This window comes from Paenibacillus sp. NPDC058177 (genome assembly GCF_042883835.1).
GTDB lineage: Bacteria > Bacillota > Bacilli > Paenibacillales > Paenibacillaceae > Paenibacillus_AQ > Paenibacillus_AQ agri.
Map to the genome: position 1 here is coordinate 232,171 of NZ_JBHVVB010000006.1, position 23,623 is coordinate 255,793.

The 23,623-nt window shown below is 52.1% G+C and carries 16 protein-coding genes and 1 pseudogene; 8 read left to right on the forward strand and 9 right to left on the reverse strand.

Annotated features, from left to right (window positions below):
- Nucleotides 1-12: 12 nt before the first annotated feature.
- On the reverse strand, nt 13-1,617 hold the full coding sequence (pdxR, locus tag ACFVU8_RS22570) for a MocR-like pyridoxine biosynthesis transcription factor PdxR (protein WP_387430320.1): 1,605 nt from the start codon (nt 1,615-1,617) through the stop codon (nt 13-15).
- An 81-nt stretch (nt 1,618-1,698) separates the two neighbouring features.
- Between pdxR and ACFVU8_RS22575 the strand changes: the two genes are divergently transcribed.
- The 3 genes from ACFVU8_RS22575 to ACFVU8_RS22585 all read left to right on the forward strand — a co-directional run bounded on the left by ACFVU8_RS22575 (nt 1,699) and on the right by ACFVU8_RS22585 (nt 4,236).
- Nucleotides 1,699-2,319, forward strand: a complete 621-nt coding sequence (locus tag ACFVU8_RS22575; protein WP_379468010.1) for a pyridoxamine 5'-phosphate oxidase family protein — start codon at nt 1,699-1,701, stop codon at nt 2,317-2,319.
- 342 nt (nt 2,320-2,661) lie between these two features.
- Nucleotides 2,662-3,963 carry an aminotransferase class I/II-fold pyridoxal phosphate-dependent enzyme gene (locus ACFVU8_RS22580; RefSeq protein WP_387430322.1) on the forward strand — a complete coding sequence of 434 codons (1,302 nt, stop codon included), beginning with the start codon at nt 2,662-2,664 and terminating at the stop codon, nt 3,961-3,963.
- Nucleotides 3,964-4,119: 156 nt separating this feature from the next.
- Nucleotides 4,120-4,236, forward strand: coding sequence for a YjcZ family sporulation protein (locus ACFVU8_RS22585; RefSeq protein WP_217492848.1), 117 nt, complete (start codon nt 4,120-4,122; stop codon nt 4,234-4,236).
- A 193-nt stretch (nt 4,237-4,429) separates the two neighbouring features.
- Here the strand turns inward: ACFVU8_RS22585 and ACFVU8_RS22590 are convergent, their stop codons facing one another.
- Nucleotides 4,430-12,247 (reverse strand): glycoside hydrolase family 3 N-terminal domain-containing protein, encoded by a 7,818-nt coding sequence (locus ACFVU8_RS22590; RefSeq protein ID WP_387430324.1) that lies wholly within the window; start codon nt 12,245-12,247, stop codon nt 4,430-4,432.
- Nucleotides 12,248-12,520: 273 nt separating this feature from the next.
- On the opposite strand from ACFVU8_RS22590, the gene ACFVU8_RS22595 reads away from it, so the two are divergent.
- On the forward strand, nt 12,521-12,883 hold the full coding sequence (locus tag ACFVU8_RS22595) for a RidA family protein (RefSeq protein ID WP_379468003.1): 363 nt from the start codon (nt 12,521-12,523) through the stop codon (nt 12,881-12,883).
- Nucleotides 12,884-13,008: 125 nt separating this feature from the next.
- Here ACFVU8_RS22595 and thrS read toward each other — a convergent pair whose 3' ends face one another.
- On the reverse strand, nt 13,009-14,964 hold the full coding sequence (gene thrS, locus ACFVU8_RS22600; RefSeq protein ID WP_379468001.1) for a threonine--tRNA ligase: 1,956 nt from the start codon (nt 14,962-14,964) through the stop codon (nt 13,009-13,011).
- 141 nt (nt 14,965-15,105) lie between these two features.
- On the opposite strand from thrS, the gene ACFVU8_RS22605 reads away from it, so the two are divergent.
- Entirely contained in the window at nt 15,106-15,228 is a 123-nt protein-coding gene (locus ACFVU8_RS22605) for a hypothetical protein (protein WP_379467999.1), read from the forward strand.
- A gap of 516 nt (nt 15,229-15,744) precedes the next feature.
- Nucleotides 15,745-15,949, forward strand: a pseudogene (locus tag ACFVU8_RS29995) (transposase); the annotation flags it as partial.
- Nucleotides 15,950-16,044: 95 nt separating this feature from the next.
- On the opposite strand, the gene ACFVU8_RS22615 reads toward ACFVU8_RS29995, so the two are convergent.
- From ACFVU8_RS22615 to ACFVU8_RS22635, 5 genes are all read right to left on the reverse strand, one after another.
- On the reverse strand, nt 16,045-17,265 hold the full coding sequence (locus ACFVU8_RS22615; protein ID WP_387430326.1) for an ABC transporter permease: 1,221 nt from the start codon (nt 17,263-17,265) through the stop codon (nt 16,045-16,047).
- A 1-nt stretch (nt 17,266) separates the two neighbouring features.
- Entirely contained in the window at nt 17,267-18,013 is a 747-nt protein-coding gene (locus ACFVU8_RS22620) for an ABC transporter ATP-binding protein (RefSeq protein WP_379467993.1), read from the reverse strand.
- Nucleotides 18,010-19,500 carry a DEAD/DEAH box helicase gene (locus ACFVU8_RS22625; protein ID WP_387430328.1) on the reverse strand — a complete coding sequence of 497 codons (1,491 nt, stop codon included), beginning with the start codon at nt 19,498-19,500 and terminating at the stop codon, nt 18,010-18,012. The genes ACFVU8_RS22620 and ACFVU8_RS22625 overlap by 4 nt, the downstream gene beginning before the upstream one ends.
- A 98-nt stretch (nt 19,501-19,598) precedes the next feature.
- A complete protein-coding gene (locus ACFVU8_RS22630) occupies nt 19,599-20,375 on the reverse strand; it encodes an SDR family NAD(P)-dependent oxidoreductase (protein WP_387430330.1) in 777 nt (258 codons plus the stop codon).
- 29 nt (nt 20,376-20,404) lie between these two features.
- Entirely contained in the window at nt 20,405-20,860 is a 456-nt protein-coding gene (locus ACFVU8_RS22635; RefSeq protein WP_175371356.1) for a chemotaxis protein CheX, read from the reverse strand.
- 250 nt (nt 20,861-21,110) lie between these two features.
- Between ACFVU8_RS22635 and ACFVU8_RS22640 the strand changes: the two genes are divergently transcribed.
- Together ACFVU8_RS22640 and ACFVU8_RS22645 are read left to right on the forward strand one after the other, a co-directional pair.
- Nucleotides 21,111-22,013 (forward strand): LysR family transcriptional regulator, encoded by a 903-nt coding sequence (locus tag ACFVU8_RS22640; protein WP_175371357.1) that lies wholly within the window; start codon nt 21,111-21,113, stop codon nt 22,011-22,013.
- A gap of 42 nt (nt 22,014-22,055) precedes the next feature.
- Nucleotides 22,056-22,865 carry a histidinol-phosphatase gene (locus ACFVU8_RS22645; protein ID WP_379468050.1) on the forward strand — a complete coding sequence of 270 codons (810 nt, stop codon included), beginning with the start codon at nt 22,056-22,058 and terminating at the stop codon, nt 22,863-22,865.
- A 134-nt stretch (nt 22,866-22,999) separates the two neighbouring features.
- On the opposite strand, the gene ACFVU8_RS22650 is transcribed toward ACFVU8_RS22645, so the two are convergent.
- A complete protein-coding gene (locus ACFVU8_RS22650) occupies nt 23,000-23,557 on the reverse strand; it encodes a GNAT family N-acetyltransferase (protein WP_379467984.1) in 558 nt (185 codons plus the stop codon).
- Nucleotides 23,558-23,623: the final 66 nt, after the last annotated feature.

The window sequence follows — 23,623 nt, forward strand, 5'->3', positions numbered from 1 at the left end:
CATCATACCTTGTCACGTGGCATTTTGCACATCATCCCATGCCTGTTTTAGACGACGCATGCCTTCTTTAATAGAGGGAAGATCCAGATGGGAAAAATAAAAGCAGGCCGCAGGGTCTCCCGGCGCCACCCGGTACAGCCCGGCGTCCCGAAAGCCTGCGCCGCGCCGGAGGGCCGCGGCGCGGAAAGCCTCGAACGCCTCCGCGCTGCCCAGCCAGCGGGCGTACACATGCAGGCCAGCATCGCCGGGCAGCGGCTCGAACAGGCCGCCAAGCTGCGATGACAGCAAGGCGCGGAAGGCCCGCCCGCGCTCGCCGTAAATGCGGGTCATCCGCCGCAGATGTCGGCGGTACCCGCCGGTGTTCATGAACCGCGCCAGGGCCCGCTGCTCCAGCAGCCCTGCCGCCAGCGGTTCATAGAGGGCTTTGGCGGCCACCGCTGGGCCGGCAAGCGGCTGCGGCAGCACGGCGTAGCCGAGCCGCAGGCCCGCGAACATCGTGTTGGAGAAGGAGCCGATGTAAATCACACGGTCACCCCGGTCGAGCGCCTTCAAAGGCTCGATCGGACGGCCCGTCCAGCGGAATTCGCTGTCATAGTCGTCCTCAAGGATGACGGCATGATGACGCTGCGCCCAGTCCAGCAGCGCTCGCCGCCGCTCCAGGGGCAGCACAGCGCCCGTGGGGAACTGCCGGCTCGGTGTCACGAATAGCAGCCGAGCGTTCCAGTCCTCCGGCACAAGACCGTTATCATCGACCGTGCCGGGTATTAACACTCCGCCGGTCACCTCCACCGCCCGGCGGATGCCGTGAAAGCCGGGGTCCTCGGCAACGGCGGGCGCTCCAGGGTCCAGCAGCAGTTGAGTCAGCAGAACGATGCCCTGCATCGATCCGCTGAACAACACGATCTGCCCGGCCTCTGCGCGGATGCCACGGGTAATCCGCAGATGTGCGGCGATAGCCCGCCTTAAGCCTTCATCGCCCTGTGGCGGGCCAGCGCTCTCCAGCAGTGTGCCGCCCTTACCTCCGGCATAGGCAAGAGCGCTTTTCCATTCACTGTAAGGAAAATGCACCATTTGCATTCCCTTGCTGCTAAAATCGATGACATCTCCCCCGAAGTCTTCATAAATTCGGGCTGGGGCCGAGGCGACTGCCAGACGCTTCCCCCAGGCCGAGAGTGGAAGATGAGCCAGTTCATCATATTCCGCGGCCTCTGAAGCACCCCCTTCATTAGTGATAAAGGGTGAAAGGGGCCGTTCATGGGTTTCCTGATGCGTTGCGGCGAAGATATCCTCCGACACAAACGTTCCCCGGCCGGTCTCTCCCTGAACATACCCGTCGGCCAGGAGCATTTCATAGACTTGAGAAGCCGAACCTCGGGACAGGTTATATAACTCGGCTAATCTTCGCGTGGATGGCAGCCGGGTGCCGCCTGGCAGCGTCCCCTCCAAAATGGCCGCACGCAGAGCATGATAGAGTGCCAGATATTTATAGCGATGTAACGCCAGATACTGATCGTAAGGTAATGTAAGCTCCATAATGAAGTCATTCCTTTCACTCATGAAACCAATTGGACTAATAAAAATAATGCAAATCGGTCCTTTTTTATTGTCAATTTTCATTCTATCCTGTAGAAACCAAGACATACAAGGATAAGCAGGAGCGAACGCTCCACAAATTCAAGAATCAGAGGAGTGTTCAACATGCGCAGAAAAGAATTTCAAATCGACAACGAGGAGGAGCTGCAAACCTTCCTGAACGAGATGAGCTTCGGCTTTCTCGGTACGACGGATGAGCAAGGACGGCCAAGGGTGACCCCGCTGAATTTTGTTTACACAGACGGATGCTTTTATTTTCACGGCAGCCATGCCGGGGGCAAGATGGAGGCCATCCGCCGCCAGGAGCGGGTATGCTTCACGGTTGCGGACGAGTACGCTTTGATTCCCTCCTATTTCAGTGATCCGCATCTCGCCTGCCCTGCCACTGCATATTTTAAGAGTGTGACGGCCTTCGGCACCGCCGAACCGGTGAGTGATATCACTGAAAAAGCAACGGTGTTAGCCCTGTTTATGAAAAAACTGCAGCCCGAAGGCGGCTATGACGAAATTGATGCGACTGACCCGCAATATCGCGGCCGCCTGAAGGGCGTTGCCGTTGTCCGCATTACGCCGGATGAGTTGACCGCAAAATTCAAATTCGGACAGAATCTCAAAGAAGACGAACGAACAGGCGTGATCAGCGGTCTAGCAGAGCGCAACGGAGAACGGGATGCAGAGACGATAGAATTGATGAAGAAATTCTGTCCTTATCCACATGATTTATAAATTAAGACCGAAGAGTCACCTACTTATTAGTCCAGTGGACAACGTATACTCGCCGGACTTGCTGAACTGCATGGGGTACCCAAGCAGTTCTTTCCCGCTCCCTTCAAGGCAGGGATAACAAGATGCTGCACCCTTATGAAATAAAGCCTGAAAAGAACTGTCCGTCTACTGCGGACAGTTCTTTTTTCAAAACTAAAACGGACTGCTGAGGCCGCTGGAAATGCCGTAAAACTATTTGAAAAAAACGCGCTTTCATCAGTGACGGCGGCATTTCGCGATGATATAATGTTAGGCAATGTTAAGCGTATCTATTCCCCAAGATAACCCGGAAGGATGAAACTGATGAATTCATTGGCTGGACAATTGAACGAAAGTATCAAAGCCGGAAATGAACATGTCTACGAGATGCTCTCCACCCTTGGCAAGGAAATTTATTTCCCTAAAGAAGGGATTCTAAGCCAATCTGCGGAAGCTGGTGCTCATGCCAAGAAATACAATGCTACGATCGGCATTGCCACTGAAGGCGGCGTACCTATGCACCTTGGCGTCATTCAAGATAAACTCTCTGCCTACAGCCCCAAGGATCTTTACAGCTATGCTCCCCCGGCAGGCAAGCCGGAGCTGCGTACTGTGTGGCGTGAGAAGATGCTGCTTGAGAATCCGTCGCTGGAAGGCAAGTCCTTCAGCAATCCCGTTGTGACCAACGCGCTCACGCATGGACTTAGCATTGTTGCTGACCTGTTCGCAGAGCCGGGCGATGCCGTCATCTATCCGGACAAGAACTGGGAGAACTATGAGCTGACCTTTGGCATCCGTCGTCATGCCGAGACCGTTAACTATCCGCTCTTCACGGACGAAATGACCTTCAACAGCGCAGGTCTGCTGGATGCATTGCTCGCTCAGAAAGAACGCGGTAAAGCAATCGTACTGCTCAACTTCCCGAACAATCCTACAGGATACACCCCGGGACTTCAGGAAGGCGAAGAGATTGTGGCAGCCATTCTTCGTGCAGCTGAGGAAGGTATTAACGTAGTTGTAGTTAGCGACGATGCGTATTTTGGGTTGTTCTTCGAGGATTCACTCAAGGAATCCCTGTTCGGCAAACTGGCCAGCCTGCATCCGCGTGTTCTCGCCGTGAAGGTAGACGGAGCGACGAAGGAAGAATTCGTCTGGGGCTTCCGTGTTGGCTTCATTACCTTTGCTTCGGAGAACAAAGATTTGCTGTCTGCACTGGAGCAGAAGACGCTCGGTATCATCCGTGCCACGATCTCCAGCGGAGCCCATCCGTCGCAGACTTTCGTGCTGGATGCGCTGAAGGCACCGGAATTCTCGGCTCAAAAGGAAGAGAAATTCCAAATCATGAAAGGGCGCGCCAATAAGGTGAAGTCGCTGCTCGACAGCGGTAAATACGGTGACGATGTCTGGACCTACTATCCGTTCAACTCCGGTTACTTTATGTGCCTGAAGCTGAAGACTGTCTCTGCGGAAGCGCTGCGGCTGCATCTCATACACCATTATGGACTTGGCACCATCGCACTCGGCGAGACCGATCTGCGCATTGCCTTCTCCTGTATTGAAGAGGAGCATCTGGAAGACCTGTTCGATCTGGTCTATGCAGGCGTTCGTGATCTTGAGAAAGCTTGATTTCACTGATTTTTCATCCAATATCAGTCCCGACTTGATCCGGGGCTGATATTTTTTTGTCATTCTTTCCGGCATTGGCCCATACACCTCTCCCCCTCCGCACATACAATACGATGTACTCAAGTACACACACTCACATGCGGAAGGGGAATGAACATGAGCGAAGAAGTTAGAGGCGGATACGGACACGGACACGGTGGATTCACAAGTACTGGCGCCATTTTGGTTCTCTTTATCCTGCTGGTCATCATCAGCCGTTCACTCTTTATCTAAGTGGAACTGACAAAGTAAAGAAGAGCGCCTCTGCGCTCTTCTTATTCTGTTAGTATCTCATCGCATCACATTCGTAGGAAGGTCACAGAGATGATTATCCTTTGAAACAGCAGCCGCATTGAAAAAAAACGCCTTGACGAAAGCATACGTCAAGGCGTTTATTTATGCTCACCGTTACCTACCGGCAGAGCGATTACAAATTATACAGATTGTAGATCAGCACCGCGGCCTCTGCACGGGTCGTTACCCCGAGCGGATGGAGACGCGTACCATCCCCTTTGATGATTCCTGCTGCGATCAGCCCCGCAACGCTACCTTGGGCGTATGGCGCCACTTGACCACCATCGCTGAAGCTTTGCAAAGAGGCCCCGCTTCCCGCCGGCAGTTTCTTCCCTGCCGCGGCGATCGCCTTGGCGGCCAGAGTCATCATCTCCTGACGCGTCACTGAAGCATCAGGATCAAAGCTTCCATCCGGACGGCCGGAGGCAATGTTCAGCTGCTTGGCAATAGCCAGCGCTTCGTATCGGTAGTCGCCCGCTTTCACATCACTGAAGCTGCTGTCACTTGCGTCAGCAGTGTCCAGACCGAGTGCTCTGACAAGCAGGAGTACAAAGTCTCCGCGTTTCACCTCACTCTGCGGTCCAAACGTTTGGTCCGTAATACCGGTAATAATTCCTTTGGACCCAAGCACTTCAATCGCCTGACGGGCCCATGGGTAACGCCCGATATCCCCGAAGGTCTTCTCCGTAAACGTAATGACATACGTGCCGGAGAATGCTCCGCTAAAGACTACTGCCCCTGCATCACTGTGATATTGACCACTTGGTACAGCGGTCAGTGTTCCTGCTGCATTCAGGCTGTGGATCGTGAGATGTTCCTCTTTACCACGTTCTCCAGCCAGTAGCACATACGGCAGGGAGACTGTGATCCGCAAATCCGGTGATTTCCACGACACTTCTTTTCCATTGACCGTTGCACTAATTTTGTAAGCTGGCCGTGCATTTTGTCCTGCCAATGGTCCTTCTGCCTTGGCGATGGTAATGATCCATGGCGATTGACTCTGATCCGCCCCCGCCTTCAGCACACTGGCCGGAATCAACAGCGTACCGAATCCGGTACGGACTTCAATAGAAGTCTTCGCATCCGCGAATAATACTCCTGCCGGCAGCCCAAGCTCATAGGCTTTGGCATCCGCCAGAGCTGGAATTTCAATGACAACATTCTTTGCATTGCCAGACAGTGCAGCTTCCGCCTGCTTCAAGGCTTCTGCGCTGACCATCGCCCTTGCACTACCACTGTCTTTGGTTAAGACTGGTGACGCGGTGATGATTTTGCCGCCAACAACACTTTCTTTGCTTCCACCCGCTGCGGGTGTTGGACTTGGTGTCGGGGCATACCCTGAGTTCTGATCCGGGCTATAGGTTGATCCCGGCGTTGGGATTGGTGTCGGGCTTGGTGTAGGACTTGGCGTTGTACCTGGTTCACCATCCTCACCCAGGATATATTTAAAGCTCGATACGTCGCTGTCCTTCCAACCCTCTTTGAGCGCGATAGCCTTAATCGTTTTACTTTTGCCTACAAAGATTGGTCCGCTGTAAAGTTGACTGCTTGCTGTTGGAACGGAACCATCCTGGGTATAACGAATTTCCGCTCCGGCTGTTGCTGTCGTCAGCTTCACCTTCACCTCGCCGGTGTATGTGCCTCCAGCAGGGTCTGCTTGCGGCGCGGATACCTTCTTCACTTCAGAGTCTTCGGTGATGAGGTAAGAGAACGGTGCAACATAGCTGCTGTTCATGCCTTCCTTCACCGCTACGGAACGAATGACGGTCATATCCGAAATCTCAATCGGTCCGCTGTACAGCTTGCTGTCTGCTGTAGGCAGAGAACCATCTGTAGTGTAGTAGATTTCTACTCCTTCCGTTTCCGTGCTTAAGGTTACGATTTGCAATCCTTTGTACGTGCCCCACTTCAGAGAAGAGACAGGCAGTGCAGCCTTGCCTTCCTTCACTTCGCTATCGTCCGCCGGCTCCAGTGAGAACCAATCCAGGTTCGCCCCGTTGTTGTTTAACGTGATCCGCAGAATCTGTTCTCCCTGTGCAAGCCGGACAACACCACCTGCCTCACTGTATGAGTCCCAGTTACCTGTTGCGGGCATGGCCGCATCCAGCAGCTTATTACTGTTCGCGGACAGGGTAGCACTTACGCCGCCTTCTGTGGTGGCATAGCGATAAATGATTTTGTATAATCCGGCTTCAGCAACGCTCAGTTTATAGTCAAAGGAACCGCCGGATGAGGTAAATCCAATATTTTTAAATTGCAAAGTGCCGTCCTTCAAATTGCTCTGAATCCCGTTTGTTGCAGCATTATAATAGTTTTCAGCTTCAACTTTAATGAACCTGCTGCTGTCCATGACATCCGGTACATATTGTTCTACTGCGATGCCGCTGAGTTCATATCCGCCCGAGCCTGCTTGCAGACGCAGCTTCTGCTCGCCGCTCTTCAACGAAAGAACTGCACGAATACCGACTGTCTGTGAATAGAGATTCGGTACATCTACTGTTTTCAAGGTTTGACCTGTTTCAGTTTTGAAAATAATCCCCTGAGATGCTGCACCTGTGGATGTCGCTGTCAGCGTTACCGCATAGTCGCCATCCTCCGGTACATTCACCCAATAGTCCACGCTATCCCCGGCATGAATACCCGTTAGCTTGGCTCCACTGCCTCCACCACTCGCTGTCATCCCTTGCAGGCGGTAGAATTGATCCAGTGAACTCAGCTCCAAAAGATTGGTAGGCGCAACCGCACGGGTCGTTCCCGCCAGCGTAGCTTCCGCCGTCAGCGTGCCGCCACCTTCAGAATCAGCGTAAGCGCTGGTTGGCACGTTCACCTTCAGCTTCAAATCGCTATAATATGGCTGCCCATCCCAGGCCAGCGTCAGCTTCACTTGAACCGGGTTGATTAGAACCGCCGAGGCAATGGAGACATGACCCTGATCTTTTGCCGTTCCAGACACGGTAATGTCTTGAAGATGTTCAGGGACAAACGTTCCCCCGGTCAGGGAGATTATGATTTCCTGTCCCTTCACGTTATAAGGCAGATTGGATGGTTCCAGCGTAATGCTCTCCTCATCATTCACTGCCTTCACGGTAACAGGCACTTTCAGAAGCTTCACATTGCCGTAAGCTCTCTGTGATTCGGTCTGATATACATCAGCCGTAACGGTCAGTACACGGTCTTTGTCAAAATCAACGCTCCGCATGCCTTCCAGTACAACTTTGGCTGTGTGATCGTCTACCCGATACACGCTGTTCACTACGGTACCAGGGTAATCTTCAACGTTCCAATATGCTGCATCCAGTACTGATGCATATTTTTCGTTGCGCAGAGTAACTAACACTTCGGCTCCATCCTCCTGGCCTTCAGTGAGGATCGTGTCTGATTGCAGTGCAGGGCCGATCACCAGTGATTTAAGCTGGAAGCCTTCCCCTGTTACTTTTAGCGTCAAGGTCTGATCCCCCGCAGGGAGAGTCACGGCACCTTGGAAGGATTGCCAGTTGCTCCATCCGCCCGTACCCGGCAAACCGTAGGTCGCTGCGGTCACAGTACTGTCTCCTTCACCTGCGAGCAGTTCGAACCCGGCGCCGTTATTAGCAGTGGCATAGGATAGCAGCAACGGATAGCTGCCGGCCTCTGGGACATTGACCTTATATTTCGCCCAATCGCCATTGCCGGTAAATCCAACCGCTTCGTCCTTCACCAGGACCCCGGAGGATTCGGTAAAATCTGCGGCAGGAAGGATGCCCGGCAGATTATTTGCTTCAGCAGAAGCTTTTGCAAGAGTCAGCGATTTAATATTATAGCCCTTGCCGGTGGTCTTCAGCGTGAGCTTATGAGTTCCTTTATCCAGTGATAGAATCGTGCGGTTTGCGGCAAAATCCTCTTCACCCGCAGTCTGCTTGGTCAAGTGAATGACTCCAACAGGCTTCTGGTCTTCAAAGATCTCCACTTGCTGTCCAGCTCCGGCAGTGCCGGTAAAGCTGTGTTCAAAATTCAGGACATAGCTTCCGCTTTCCTGTACATTCACTACATAGTCGAAGGAAGAGGTGCCTTCGGAAAGTCCGGAAATATATCCATTAGCATGCTTGGTGTATTGGCCCTCGGCAGCATCAAAATCAACAGCATTCCAAGTGCCTGGCACCTTCTTAATTCCATTCACACGTTCCCATGTATACGTTCCTACCGATTTAGCCGGTAATACTGCAGTAATCTGTGTACCGTCGGCAAGCAGCTTGAAACGCTGTGCTTCATTCGTCTGGTTGATCACCACGGTTACGATTTCTTTGCCATCCGGGCTTGCAAACGCCACGTTGGTTATAGTGCTGCTTGAGCCATAGTCACTATCAATCCGCACATAACCTGGCTTGACGAACTTTGTATATTGGCCCATCAAATAATATTCCGGCAGCAGCCAATAGTTGTTGCGGTCCGATGAATCTTGCACAATCGGCGTAGGATCGGGAATTCCCGTCCATTGGTGGGAGGCGATATCGCTGTCCAGCATCGCTACCCAGGAGTTGTAGCTACGGGCCCAATTACGGAAATATTGGGCCATCCGGTCAGCACCTGACGTCCCCCATACCGCACGTTCAGTCAGGTAGACATGCTTATCAGGATACAGGTCATGAAGCTGGGTCATCAGCCCAAGATCGCCTCCGTAATCATGGAAGGCTGTACCGTCCACGGCATCATAGGCACCCTCTTCCTTATTCCCGAGAATCTGTGCCGGATACGCCATCGTATCACCAGGGTTGTGGTCAAACGTCCACAGCTTCACATACGTGAACCCGGCAGCATCCAGTTCAGCACGTAAAAGCTTGGCGAGCCGGGACTGCTGTTCCCACGACATTCTGGTACTAGGGTACTCAATTTCCAGCAGAGGTTCATTCTGCATGGTCATTCCCTCAAAGGTGATGCCGAGCTTCGCATATTCCTGGAGGAATCTCACATAATATTTGGCCAGCACTGGCAAATATTCTTCCTTCACTTGCCCCTTGAGCATGCTGTCCGTTGTTTTCATCCAACCCGGCGGGCTCCATGGTGAAGCAAAAAACTTAATGTCCGGGTTAATGCTCTGAATTTTTTTCACGGTGCTGATGATATGGTAGTCAATATCCTTCTGGATCGAGAAATGCTCCAGGTTAACATCTGTTTGTCCTGGCGGCATATCGTTATAGCTGTAAAATTCTTTATCTGTAAAATCGGCCGTCCCGATCGTCAGGCGCAGCATACTCATGCCGATTCCGTCCTTCGGATCGATCATCTGGCGAAGCAGCTCATCCTGCTTGGCCGGAGACATCTTGGCCAGATTGTTGACGGTCGATTCCTCCATCGAGGTTCCGATACCCAGAATCGACTGATATTTCTTGTCCGGATCAATGTGAATGGACGTGCCTTCCGCATTATTCGGCAGGGCAATATTCAGCGGTTTCTGCTGCTCCAGCTTGGCATCGCCCTCCTGGTAGCGGTCGGCATAATACCATTTCCGGTCAGATGGATCACGTTCTCTAGAGACCCAGGAGCTGACTGCATCCTGCTTAATGACGTTCTCTTGAACCTCTTCCCCGCCACCGCCCGGGTTAGGTTCTTCGGTGGAGACATCCCCAGTCCGGGTGTATTGAACCCAGTTCAGGTTGATGTTGCCGCTGGTAAATTCAAGACGGATTTTTTGCAAACCTGCCTTGTGGAAGACTACATTATCCACCGCTTGGGTCTGCCAGTTCTGCCAGCCTCCTGTCGATGTTACGCTTAAGGTGCCTAGTGTCTTCCCTTCTGCAGATTTGACCCTGATGCCCGTAGGGTTGCCATTGACTGCATACCGGAAATCCACCCGATAGGTGCCTGCTTCAGCCACGTTGACATTATAGTCCAGCCACTCTCCTGCTGCGGTGTAGCCAACATTGAGTCCTCCGCCTACATCCTGTGTCTCCTGGGTTTGCAGACCTGCGCTCTTGGCGCTGAAATCTTCAGCCTCAATTTTCCCTGGAATGAGATGTGACGGATCCTGGACTACCGGTCCTTCCGGCAGAACAGGTGTCTCTTCATTTTTAGTCAAACCATAACCAGTCTTGAACAAGACATTCTCACTCTCGTTATTCACCGGATATTGGTCCAGTGTGAACGGCCAGCGGATCGGATTCTTGCCCTTAAATTCCTTGTCGCCGAACAATACATCGGCAACTCCTGCTCCCTCTGTACCTGGCAGCCAAGCCGCGACGAGTGCATCCCAATCCTTCAACTGCGGAGCAATTGTCATCGGACGTCCGGAGACGAGCACCACAATAATCGGAATATTAGGATCAGCAGCCCGAATGTTGGCCACTGTTGCCAGATCCTGCTCATCCAGGTTCAGATTCGTACGGTCCCCGGCGCTCTCCGCATATGGCGTTTCGCCAATTACAGCGATGGCCACATCATGGCCGGCCGCACCGCGTCCATTTTTGTTATACGTAACGCTTGCGGACGGTGAGACCACATCCTTGATACCTTGCAGAATGGTGGTTCCTTCCGTGATCTTTCCGGATTTGCCCTGCCAGGTGATCGACCAGCCCCCCGCCTGATTACCAAGATCATCCGCATTCTTCCCGGCGACAAAAATCTTCTTCATTCCGCCTAGCTGGGATAGAATCGGCTTGCCGTTCACCTTGTCATTCTTCAATAGCACCAGAGATTCCGCTACCGACTGACGCGCCAGTGCCCGGTTCTCCGCGGAGCCGAAGGCACCCGCCAGATCAGAATCACTCTTCGGATGCTCGAACAGTCCGGACGCGATTTTCACCCGAATAATCCGTTCGGCAGCATCAGTAATGCGCTCCTCCTTGATTCTGCCTTCGCCTACAAGATCCTTGATATGCTTCAGACTGACTTTCCAGTCTGCTGTCAGCATGAACATATCAACCCCGGCGTTGATAGAAGCAGCAAGCTGATTCTTCAATCCGCTGACCGGATTCCCGTCACTATCCCGCGTAATTTGCTGTACAGCGTTATAGTCAGAAACAACAAATCCTGTAAAGCCCAGGCCTCCGTTCTTCTTGTCGCCCTTCAAGACATCTGTGAGCAGATGCTGGTTAGCATGCATCTTCAGACCGTTAATGCTGTGATAGGAGGCCATTACAGTCTGCACACCCGCATTCACTGCAGCCTCATATACTTTCAGATCCTTCTTGATAATTTCTTCTTCGGTGTAGTGAGTAGTATCACCCTGATTTACTCCATTGTCCGTGTAGCCCTCACCTAAATAATGCTTGGCAGTACCAGTTATGGTACCTGAACCAGCCAATTCCGCAGGCGTTCGCCCCTGCAATCCCAGAATATAAGCCGCCCCAAGCTTGGCAGTAACCTCTTGATTGTCGCTGAATCCCTCATATGTGCGTCCCCATCTAACGTTGTAGGGAGAGGCCATGGTTGGTGCAAAGGTCCAGTTGGCTCCGGTAGCCGCGACTTCTTTAGCAACAGCTGCCCCGATCTTCTCAGTCAGTTCAAGATCATTCGCTGCCCCCAGCCCGATGTTGTGAGGGAACAGCGTAGCCCCTATGAGATTGTTATGTCCATGCACTGCATCGACGCCATACAGCAGGGGAATACCCAGCCGCGTCGACAATGCGCCATCCTGATATCCGTCGATCAGCGCTCTCCAGTGATCTGGTGTGCTGTCGCTTTCTTTTCCATTCGGAAAGGAGCCGCCGCCACTGAGGACAGAGCCCAGTCTATACTCCAACACTTCCTCAGGTGTTACCGAGGCTCTTTCAGCTTGAATCATCTGCCCGATCTTCTCGTCCAGTGTCATGCGGGACAGCAAGTCGGCTGTACGTTCATCCACGCTTTTCCTCGCATCATAGTATACCGGAAGTCCTGTCTCATCACTTGCGGCACTTGCCACGCCTGCCCCCAGCACATCCAAAACCACTGAAGACAGCAAAAGCATTACCAAAAAAATGGACAATCTTCTTTTCACGCCTGAATCCTCCCCCAATGTTGTTGTTTGGTACGGAAATTAGTGCGCACTCCCACCTGGAAGCGTATACAAATTTAAGCTCAGGCTTATTATGCTGGAGACGATTGGTAAAAGACAGGCCTCATTTTTTAAATCATCTGCACCGTTTTTGCGAAATTAACAATGAATCAGGATTTACGGCGGTCTGAAAGAAGGTACTATGAATCATAGATTTAAGAACATACGTTTGGTATAATGGATATAAAATTACATAATAGATAGCGAGGAAAATAAATGATTACGCGCTTATCCAACCATTACGGGGATGATACCTGCTCTGCTTTCACCGCTGCCGGAGATTTCATCTTTCTTGCCCATCATTCTGGAGGACACGAGCGGGACGACATTGCTTTCCAGATGGTGCAGAGCTTCGAGAATCTCAAGACCACCCTGCATGCCGCAGGAGCCAGACTTGGCGATCTTGTGCAAATCAACCTGTATCTGCGGGATATCGAGCATTTCTCCGCCGCCCGCGACGTATTTCGCACTTACTTTGATAATGAGACGTTTCCGGCAAGAATGACCACCACCAGCAAATTTGTGAATTCATCCTGTCTGTGCATGATCGATGGGATTGCTTATAAACCCCGGAGTTAGTCTGGCATTCTTGGGAATCACACGCAGGGATCTGACCGCATCTAATTTTATTGCCAGTATTGTTTTTACCGCGAAAAAAAAGAGCGCCTGACGGAATCCGCCCGGCGCTCTCTTCATTAGTTATCTTAAGCTTGTGGTATTGCTATTGCATAATTGTCATCAAGAAATTCAAGGGACTTCAGTGCAATCTCCTGCTTGATCACTGCCAGGAAGGATTGCAGATCTGTTGTGACCGTCTCAGCCTGCCCCCGCTTGCGGAGTGAGATGGATTGTCCGGCCTGCTCGCTCTCACCCAGTACGATCATGTACGGAACCTTGGCCATTTGCGCTTCACGGATTTTGTAACCCAGCTTCTCGCTACGGTAGTCAACCTCAGTGCGAATACCTGCCGCCTCCAAGACCTTTCTCACCTGCGAGGCATATTCACTGTACCTGTCAGAGACCGGCAGGATCTGGACCTGCACAGGGGATATCCATACCGGGAAGGCCCCGGAGAAATGCTCTATTAATATCCCGATAAAGCGATCAATGGAGCCGTAGACTGCCCGGTGGATGACCACAGGCCGATGCTTTCCGTTATCTTCGCCAATGTAATTGAGGTCGAATTTCTCAGGCATCTGGAAGTCCAGCTGAATGGTTCCACACTGCCAGCTGCGCTTCAGCGCGTCGAGAATGTGGAAGTCGATCTTCGGTCCGTAGAAGGCCCCATCCCCCGGATTGATCCGGTACTGGATGCCGCGCTTCTCCAACACATTTTGCAGGGATTGCTCCGCCGCGTCCCACAGCTCCTCGGAGCCCATGTAATCCTCAGGACGAGTAGACAATTCGATGCTGTACTGAAAACCAAAGACCTGATAGATATGGTCAATGAGCTCAATGACGCCGGCGATCTCCTCCTCGATCTGGGAAGGGAGCACGAACAAATGAGCATCATCCTGACAGAAGGAGCGTACCCGCATCATGCCATTTAGCGCGCCAGAGAATTCATGGCGGTGAACCTGGCCGAATTCGGCCAGACGCATCGGAAGCTCCCGGTAGGAATGTCGGCTGTTCTTGAACATCAGCATGTGACCCGGACAGTTCATAGGCTTCAATGCGAACTTCGTATCGTCTACATCTGTGAAGTACATATTGTCCTTATAGTGATCCCAATGCCCTGATTGCTCCCACATCCGGACGTTCATCATAAATGGTGTACGCACTTCATCATAGCCGCCCTGTCTTAGCAACTCACGGGAGAAGTCCTCCAGCTCTGTACGAATAATCATGCCTTTGGGCAGGAAGAAAGGCATGCCCGGCGCTTCTTCCGAGAACATGAACAATTCCAATTCTTTGCCCAGCTTGCGGTGATCCCGTTTCTTGGCTTCCTCCAGCAGGTTCAGATGCTCATCCAACTGACTCTGCTTCGGAAAAGATGTACCGTATATGCGTTGCAGCATGATGTTATTGGAATCTCCCCGCCAGTATGCACCGGCTACATTCAGCAGCTTGAACGCCTTGATCTTGCCAGTAGACGGCAGATGCGGTCCCCGGCAGAGATCGAAGAATTCTCCCTGGTCATAGATGCTGATAACCGAATCTTCCGGCAAATCACGAATCAATTCCAGCTTGTAGGGATCTTCCAGTTCCCCGAAGATGGCCAGCGCCTCTTCCCGGCTAACTACACGGCGAGTAATCGGGAGATTTTCTTGGATAATCTTCTTCATTTCTTTCTCAATGACTTTCAGATCGTCTGTAGACAAGGATTTCTCCATGTCGATATCGTAATAGAATCCGTCTTCGATAACGGGACCAATGCCCAATTTGACGGCCTTTTGCCCATATATTCTTTTCAGTGCCTGAGCCAAGAGATGAGCTGTGCTGTGCCGGTATATCTTCAGTCCTTCCTCATTCTCCAGCGTCACAATCTCGATCCCGCTATCGCCTTCTACCGCTGTGCGGAGATCCACCAATTCACCATCCACTTTGCCGGCAACTGCCGATTTCCGCAAAGCGGGGCTGATGGAACCTGCAATCTGTTCTACAGTCACGCCTTGTTCATATGCCCGGACAGATCCGTCCGGAAGTATCACTTTAACCATTTGTTATGCCTCCATCCACGAATTATTGAACGCAAAAAAACACTCATCCCAAGGGACGAGTGCGTTCAGCTCGTGGTTCCACCCTAATTTGACCCGCAACTTGCCAGGTCCTCATCAGCATCTTGTAACGGAGATGGTCCGGTGATGTATACTTCCGCAGGCACGGAGCCTTCAGGTTCCACATCACGGCTACAAAGGGGTAACTCCATCGTCAATCAGAAGAAGCTTGCAGCGGTTGCTTCTCTCTCTGTGCAGCTTGATTAATGGAATCATGTCTCTGGTCATAGCCGGGATTGTATGGCTTGGCGTTGATTATAGCTGTGCTTAAAAATAAAGTCAAGGCGTTATTTGACACGATCCCCTCACGCGAATGGGTTGTCCCAGAACTAGGTGCTCATTGATGAGAAGCCCAACTGCTTAAAAATAATGCGAAAAATAGTTAATGGCGGAGCTGAGGAGCAGCGCTACGGGCAAGGAACGAAGTGTAATTAACGGCATTTTTGTACCTTAAATCGTCAACAGCTGAGGGTTATAGGAGATTAAGTGCAATATTGTACCTTAAATTTTCCAGAATCCCCCGTTCAGCGTGCTTTTCCGAAAAATAAGATACAATAATGCCCCTATTTCCCTCATTTGCCTATATTAAAGAAAAATAAGGTACAAAAATGCTCTTAGTGGCCGAGGTGCCCCCTCTTTTACACTGTTCAGAGGACTGGTGAAGGAGAATTGCAAATATACCGCTTCTACTGGTTGAAATCTGTCGACAGATTATGATTCGGTGAAGGGGGTTACGCTTTGGCCGTACATCGAATGACGGAACCGGAGTGTGTGTTTGGACAACTAAAGAACAACCGGGGTTTCCGGCGATTTCTGCTTCGCGGCATAGAGAAAGTGACGCCCCCCGGTCGGATGGCTTTCGCTTGCCCATAACATGTTGAAGCAAGCCGCAGCGGACCAAAAAAGCAGAGCAGCGATTCTCCAATAACGGGTGAATCGCTGCTCTGCTTACTTTTTTGTCGCTAGAATGAAAGAAGCGGTGTCCGATCGTTAGAAAAACTACTTCAGGGACAGCCCCTTCTGCTATAAATCTTCGTCATCCAGTGAAGCTTCCTTACGGGAAGCGTAAGCCTTAAACAGGTAAGTCAACAGCGCGCCGGCGACCAGATTTCCGGCCACCAGCCCTGGCTGTTCCCCGATGCCCCTGAGGAAGGGCAGCCATAACAATACAGCCAATGCAAGTTGGACGCGGAAGATAAACATGATCGAATTCTGCGCTTTACTGCCCTGTGGCAGAGGATACACAATTAGCCAGAAGGACTCGCTATGAAGCCTCCGCAATGCAGACAACTGAATGCCGACAATGAACAGGAAAAATAGATAAATCCCACTGCCCAGATAGCTGGCATAGTTCCACCAGTTCAGGAACAGGGCAATCACGGCGATCCGCAACACAATTGCGAAGATGTCACCGCGGGCAAAGCTCTTGGTCAGCAGAAAACGGTAGGCTGTATTCTGCCGCCAAGGCAAGCGGTTCCCCCATTTGGAGAGATAACGACGGGCATTAACCCGCTGCTCGCGCCCAGGCACGTCCACGAACCAGCCGAGAATCATCAGCGCCCGAGCGCCCTGGTTCTTCTCGGTGGCGATGAGCCGTTCCCACGCCACACGGTGACGGCCCGGAACGGCAAGTGCTGCGAGGTAAGCCGCTGCCAGCAGCACAATGAAGATCAACGCCCGGCCGGGCGGCTGCCAAATCCAGGCTGCGATCATGAGACCGCCAACCGCCCAGCGCAGGAGGGCGAACGACCTGGAGGCAGGGCGCGACAACATGCCAAGCTCGCGCCAGCAGCCGAAGCTCGACAGCAGCTTCACTCCCGCCAATAAGAGCACTGTAGCCCCGAGCAGCTTGGGAGTGTCTTCCGTGCGTATGTACAGCGGCCATAACGTTATCAGCACAAAGGCCAGCCGCAGGAGCTTCCACACATTCCCGCTAACCCAAGCCGGAGCAAAATATTCCCGCATCCGGTGACCTTGCGGCAGCAGGAATACGGTATCCGGACTTTGCAAATAAGTCCTGAAGCTGCTGTGCACCGCCGCAGGCAGCAGCAGTACCAGCATGATCCAGCGAATCGGAACGCCCTCCGGAATGTTCCGGAGCAGAGAAGTATACCAAGCGGAAAAAGCGATCACGATGAAGAGGAATACCATGGCCACACCACTCTGGATAATGTATCCGGCATAAGGCAGCATTTTCCCCATGGACTGGCCGCGCCGCTGCCGCCGCAGCTCTTTCAGATCCATATCACTGACCTCCTTGAACCAACTCGTAGAACAGCTGCTCCAAAGACTGTCCCGGAGACCCGGCCGCCGCAGTCATTTCGTCCAGCGTGCCGCTGGAGATCACCTTACCCTGGTGCAGAACAATAAAACGATCGCAATAGTTCTCGATCGTGGACAGAATATGAGAGCTGAGCAGAATCGACGCGCCGGATTTCTTCAGATCCATCATGAAGTCCAACAGGGAACGAATTCCTAGCGGGTCCAGACCCAGAAAAGGCTCGTCAATCACATACAAGGCAGGACGTGCCACGAAAGCGCACATAATCATCACCTTCTGCTTCATGCCCTTGGACAGATGAGAAGACAGGGTGTCCATCTTGTCCTCCATGCGAAATAGCTTTGCGAGTTGGATGCTGCGAGATTCATAGTCGCTGCGGTCCACACCATAAGCTCGCGCTGTAAATTCAACATGCTCCCGCACTGTCATCTCTTCGTACAACAGCGGAGATTCCGGTACAAAGGACAACGCCCCGTGATACCCCTCGGGATCAGAAAGTCGTGTCTTATCGTTGACCCGGATTTCTCCCTTGTGCGGGGACATCAGCCCAAGAATATGTTTCATCGTCGTGCTCTTGCCTGCCCCGTTCAGGCCGATCAGACCAACCATCTCACCAGGCTGCACTTGTAGCGCAATGTCATGCAGCACTGGCTTGTTCAGACTGTAGCCACCAGTTAAACCCGTAATTTGTAATACGGGAGTTATACTCATTGGCCATCCCCCCTAGGAGTTTTGTTCTTGAGCCACTTCGGTGCTCCCTTATTCTTCCGGTCCTGCTCGCGGACCTTGTTGCTCGCCCGTTTATTGGGAACAGGTGCTGCTCCGCCGCGGTGATCCCGCCGTGGTTCCCCACCGGCAGACGTACCCGCTTTCTCTTGCGCCGGACGATGGGTCGGCTCGGCAGAATTGGCCGCTTTTGCAGCAGTAGAACCAGTACTTGTACTGGACGTCCGTACTGTAGGCTTGCCGTTACGTGATGCCGTTTCCCCGCCTGAAGAACTGCCGCGCGGTGCCGTTGCGCCGCTATAAGAACCGCCACTGCGGGCCGCACCGCGGGCTTCATCCGACGTAAGCACCTTCCCGGCGAACAATTCGCGCTCTTCCAGCGCAATGTCCAGCTCCCGTGCGAATTTGCGCATAATAAAAGTCTGCTGCTCTGTCACAATGGAGACCGATAAACCGCGGCGGCCCATGCGACCGGTCCGGCCAGCCCGGTGTACATAATGCTCAGAGTCAAAGGCGGGATCAAAGCTCACCACCAGCGACAAATCCTCAATATCCAATCCCCGCGCAGCCACGTCACTGGCGACCAGCACCTTGAATTTACCGTCACGGAACTTCGACAATACATGGCTACGTGTAACTTTATCTGCATCTCCGTAAAGTGCTGCCGCTGTCAATCCCAGATGGTTCAGCTTAGCTTCTACTTCGGCAATATCATCTGTCGCATTCACGAACACAATGGCCTTCTTGGGATTGTAATGGCGAATCACCCGGCGTAGCATGTCGATCTTGTTCCGTTCCTCAGTTACCACGTAATGATGCTCCAGAGTTTGGGAGGTCATCACTTCCGGGGCAATGCCAACCTCTGCCGGGTTCTTCATCTCCCGTGCCGCTAGTGCTTTCGTCTCCGGCCCAATCGTGGCCGATAACATAACGAGCTGTCTTGTCCGCAGCGCACTGCTGACAATCTTCGCTACCTCTCCGGCTCCGCTTAGTTGGAACATTTGGTCTGCCTCGTCAATAACGATGGTGGTGACCTCATGCATCTTCAACTTGCGCAGTCCGATCAGTTCCCGGATTCGGCCAGGGGTACCGACTACAAGCTGTGGATGCTCACGCAGCTTGTCTATCTGCCGCTTGATCGCCGCACCGCCGATCAGTCCCTGCACACGGATTCCCCGGTGAGCACCATAACGCTCAGCTTCACGCAGAATCTGCATGGCCAGCTCCTGTGTAGGCGCAAGCACGAGCTTCTGCACCACTTTCTGTTCCGGGTTGATGCCCTGAAGCAGCGGCAGCAGATAGGCCAGCGTTTTACCTGTGCCAGTCTGGGAAGCCGCAATCACGTCTCTTCCTTCCAGCAGCAACGGAATGGTCTGCTCCTGTACAGGGGAAGGCTCGTTGATGCCGAATTCTGACAATCGGGCTGCTAGGTCTTCCTGGATGCCGATGGCCGCAAATGAAGCTTTAGTCATAATAGTAATTCATCCTTTTCGCTTGAGATAATATCTTTATTATATGCCAAAAAGGCCTCTCCACCAAATGGAAGGCCCCATCGTCCTGTTGCCGCTCGTTATTTACGGTTCATGGCGTTATAGGTTAGCTTGTCCGCCAGCCGGGGAAAAAGTCCATACAGCCGGATGCCGAAGGCCGCGAGGCCCGGTAAATCCAGCTCCTCTTTGCCCTTCTCCATCAACCGGACAATCTTGGTGGAGACATGCTCCGGTGTCATCATCATTCTCGCCACGCTCTTCTCATACCCCCCGGACGGGTCGGCAATCTTGAAGAAATCCGTCGCGATCGGCCCGGGATTGACTGCCGAGACAATGATGCCGGTCTTGCGCAGCTCTTGTCGCAGCGCATTCGTAAAACCCAGCACAGCGTGCTTGGTTGCAGTATATGCCACCGCTTTAGAAGTTCCGATCTTGCCCGCCATGGAAGCCACATTCACGATCTGGCCGCTTCCCCGTGCCAACATATGCGGAACTACCGCCTTGGTGCAACGGACAATCCCCATGTAATTGACATCCATCATATCGTCAAATTCCTCGGGGTCCATGTCTGTGAACGGGGCAAATTTGCCATACCCGGCATTGTTAAGCAAAATATCGATTCTGCCATAATCGGCAAGGATTCTGTCAAACGTCTCTTCAACGGCTGCCGCATTCCGTACATCGCACGGATACAATCCAAAAACGCCCGGAATCCCGGCCGCCGTTTCTTTTAGCTTGTCTTCTGAACGCGCCAACAGAACAGGAACCGCACCCCGGCCGCTCAACATCTGCGCCGTGAGTGCGCCGATGCCGCTCGACGCCCCTGTAATGACAACAATTTTATTCTTCAGCTCCATGAAATGCAGTTCAGCTCCCTGTCTTTACGCTAAGAGATCATCACCTGAATATCCAGTTCGCCGATACCTTCCATCAGCAGAGGGATGCTAAGCGCTTTGCTTGATTCAAACGACATACTGTCCGATTTCATCACCTTCGGCGGTGTAATATCTACAGAAACCCCCTGGTTGGATAAAATGGTGCTGGCATTGCCGCTGATCATATTGCTGAGCTCCGAAATCGCGCTTTGGCCCATCTCGTCCATTTCCGTGATGACAAAACCACCCATCATGATCGATACCATACGTAGCGCCACCTGCTCTGCAATCCCGAAAATAATATTTCCGCTAAGCTGTCCGGTCATCCCTACCTGTATCCATATATGATTATCGATTTGCTTGATCTCTTTGACACCCAGATTACCGGTGGACGGCGAAACCTGAATTACTTGCTCAATTACAATGCGTGCAGACTCCAGAAACGGATTGATTACTTCTGCTTTCATGAAGATGCTGTCCCCCCTCGCTAGGCTTTAGTCATATACCAAAAGTCCCAGGCAATATAAATTATTATACTCCATATATCGGCACAATTCACCAAAAATTAAGGCCTGACCAACTAAAATCCCAAGATTACTCAAGGCGGATCATTGCCCTGCCGGGTGTAATCTCCTATAATTTAATCAAATACCAACAATGTGCGTAAGATACGTTAATAACAAGGAGCCACTTCGGTTGGTCCAAGGGAGGAATTCCATGAACATCAGCCAGCTTGAGACGCTTATCACTATCTCCAAAACCATGAGCTTTCGCAAAGCGGGAGAGCAGCTCAATCTGACCCAACCGGCGGTTTCGGCACAAATCAAAAGTCTAGAGGAAGAATTCAAGACCCAACTCGTTGACCGGAACCAGCCCGTCACGTTGACCGATAGGGGCCAAGTATTCTTGACCCATGCAGAACAAATTGTAAATATTGTCGAGGAATTAAAGCAGCGGCTTGCGGATCTGGAAGAGAACCCGCAGGGGCATATCGTTCTCGGCACGACCACTTCCATCGCCATTCAAATTCTTCCGCGTATTCTCTCTTACTTTAAAGACCAGTTTCCCCATATCAAAACATCTATCTCGTCAATGTCCTCCTCTCAGATTTATCATCAAGTAGAGAACGGACTCGTCGATGTCGGCATCGGTTATCTGATCGGCAACAATTCGGGCGTGAGCACGTCCACTCTGTATTATGATACCTTCGAGCTTGTCGTTTCACCCCGCCATCCGCTGGCACAGGTCAAGACCGCAGGAATAGAAGCCCTGGCCAAAACGCCGCTAATCCTGCTATCGCCGGATACCGTCGGCCGCAAATTTGCTGATGAGGTCCTGGCCAAACATGGCATTCAGCCCCAGGTTATTATGGAGCTAACCAGCAGTGAGGAAGTCAAACGGATGGTGGAACTGGATCTCGGCGCCGCTATCATCTCCAAGCAGTCTGTCACCGCAGAAGTGCGGGCAGGAAGCCTGAAAATTGTGCCGATAATCGAGCTTGAAGTCACCCATCCGGTAGGCGTCATTACCAAATCCGGCAAATATGTCAACTCCGCTATGAGACAATTTCTAAGCGATCTCAAAGGCATGCCGGAAACGCAGTTCATCGGTTCAGAATAACCGACACACCACTATATTTTGGTCAAAAGGAGAGGTCCCGCCATGAAATTCGATCTGCACACACATCATTTTCGCTGCGGCCATGCCGACGGAAACATCCGCGATTATATTGAGGCTGGACTGAGCGCCGGACTGAGCGCCATAGGTATCTCCGATCACACCCCTTACTTCGGAAGCCCCGAGGAACAAGCCTACCCGCGCATCGCTATGGCGAAGTCAGAGCTGGCATTCTATGTTGATGAAGTTCTGTCGCTGAAAAAAGAATACGAAGGCCGGATCGACGTGCTTCTGGGTATCGAATCGGATTATTTTCCACAATATGCGGAGCTATATCGCACGACACTCGCACGCCATCCTTTCGACTATATTATCGGGTCAGTGCATTATGTGGCTGATGTCAGTATTTTCAATAAAGGCCGCTGGAAAGGGCTGAACAGTTCTGACAAAATTGCTGCCAAAACCGAGTATTACCGCCTGATTGCTGAGTCCGCTCGCAGCGGAATGTTCCAAATACTGGGGCATATCGATGCTATGAAGGGCAATTACCCGGCTTTCTCTGAGATTCCTGCACCAGGGCCGTTGGATGACTGCCTGCGCACCATCGGTGAGAGCGGCGTGGCGATCGAGATCAACACCTCAGGTAAAACGAAGCTGAGCGGCGGCTGGTACCCGTCTGACGCCATTTTGGAGCGGGCCCTGCATTTCGGTGTCGAGGTTACCTTCGGCTCTGATGCACACAAGCCGTCCCGTGTGGCTGATGAATTAGACGACGTCGCTGCGCGCCTCAAGGAAATCGGGTTCAAACACTGGGTATACTTCAAGCAGCGCGAGAAGGTCACCGTAGCCCTCTAGCCACATGCATAACCGTAAATTCCCATATATGAGTAACGGCAAAAAAAAATGGACCCGAGTGATCGGGTCCCAAAGCAGTTATATATTTTCAAAAGGGGGTCATGTACTTAGTTTAACCGGACACTGTTAGAGTTTTATAACGGCATTATTTCATTTGTGTAACAAAGCCTAAAGACTTTCATTACATCGCCTCCGGAAGCTACAATCGGCACCGTTCGCTCCAGTTGCAAGCCATTTTTTAGCATCACCCGCTCTGAACCACTGTTGTCCCCACGGCATCGGCCTTCTACCACCTTCAGCCCCAGCTCCTGAAATCCATAGTTCAGCAAGAGTCCTACTGCCTCTGTAGCGTAGCCATGTCCCCACCACTTTGGATCAACCATGTAGCCTAAAATAGCTCTGCCCTCCTGCCGGTTCCAGTTCTGCAAAGAGACGGTTCCCACCAGTCCCTGCTGTCCGCGTCTATAAATCCCCGCATGCAGTGCACTATGATCAATGGCGTACAGCATTCGGTTGATCAGCCTATCCATAAAGGCAGGCTGCGACCCTCCCGGGCGCATCACAATATGTGCCTTGACCTGTGGATGAGAGAGCAGCATCCGCAAAGTACGGGCATCCTCCGGCAACATGGGCCGCAGTTCTATTGCCGTCCCGTTCTGATGGGGCAGCTTCAAGGTCTCATAGGGACTCATTAACTCTCCACACTCCTCAATCGAAAGCTACACAATATTGTGTTCTGCTTCACTCCTTACTCCTTG

What these genes read in the sequence shown, in the direction of transcription:
- pdxR (WP_387430320.1), bottom strand. Translation starts at nt 1,617, where the DNA reads ATGAAAATTGACAATAAAAAAGGACCGATTTGCATTATTTTTATTAGT.
- ACFVU8_RS22575 (WP_379468010.1), top strand. Translation starts at nt 1,699, where the DNA reads ATGCGCAGAAAAGAATTTCAAATCGACAACGAGGAGGAGCTGCAAACC.
- ACFVU8_RS22580 (WP_387430322.1), top strand. Translation starts at nt 2,662, where the DNA reads ATGAATTCATTGGCTGGACAATTGAACGAAAGTATCAAAGCCGGAAAT.
- ACFVU8_RS22585 (WP_217492848.1), top strand. Translation starts at nt 4,120, where the DNA reads ATGAGCGAAGAAGTTAGAGGCGGATACGGACACGGACACGGTGGATTC.
- ACFVU8_RS22595 (WP_379468003.1), top strand. Translation starts at nt 12,521, where the DNA reads ATGATTACGCGCTTATCCAACCATTACGGGGATGATACCTGCTCTGCT.
- thrS (WP_379468001.1), bottom strand. Translation starts at nt 14,964, where the DNA reads ATGGTTAAAGTGATACTTCCGGACGGATCTGTCCGGGCATATGAACAA.
- ACFVU8_RS22615 (WP_387430326.1), bottom strand. Translation starts at nt 17,265, where the DNA reads ATGGATCTGAAAGAGCTGCGGCGGCAGCGGCGCGGCCAGTCCATGGGG.
- ACFVU8_RS22620 (WP_379467993.1), bottom strand. Translation starts at nt 18,013, where the DNA reads ATGAGTATAACTCCCGTATTACAAATTACGGGTTTAACTGGTGGCTAC.
- ACFVU8_RS22625 (WP_387430328.1), bottom strand. Translation starts at nt 19,500, where the DNA reads ATGACTAAAGCTTCATTTGCGGCCATCGGCATCCAGGAAGACCTAGCA.
- ACFVU8_RS22630 (WP_387430330.1), bottom strand. Translation starts at nt 20,375, where the DNA reads ATGGAGCTGAAGAATAAAATTGTTGTCATTACAGGGGCGTCGAGCGGC.
- ACFVU8_RS22635 (WP_175371356.1), bottom strand. Translation starts at nt 20,860, where the DNA reads ATGAAAGCAGAAGTAATCAATCCGTTTCTGGAGTCTGCACGCATTGTA.
- ACFVU8_RS22640 (WP_175371357.1), top strand. Translation starts at nt 21,111, where the DNA reads ATGAACATCAGCCAGCTTGAGACGCTTATCACTATCTCCAAAACCATG.
- ACFVU8_RS22645 (WP_379468050.1), top strand. Translation starts at nt 22,056, where the DNA reads ATGAAATTCGATCTGCACACACATCATTTTCGCTGCGGCCATGCCGAC.
- ACFVU8_RS22650 (WP_379467984.1), bottom strand. Translation starts at nt 23,557, where the DNA reads ATGAGTCCCTATGAGACCTTGAAGCTGCCCCATCAGAACGGGACGGCA.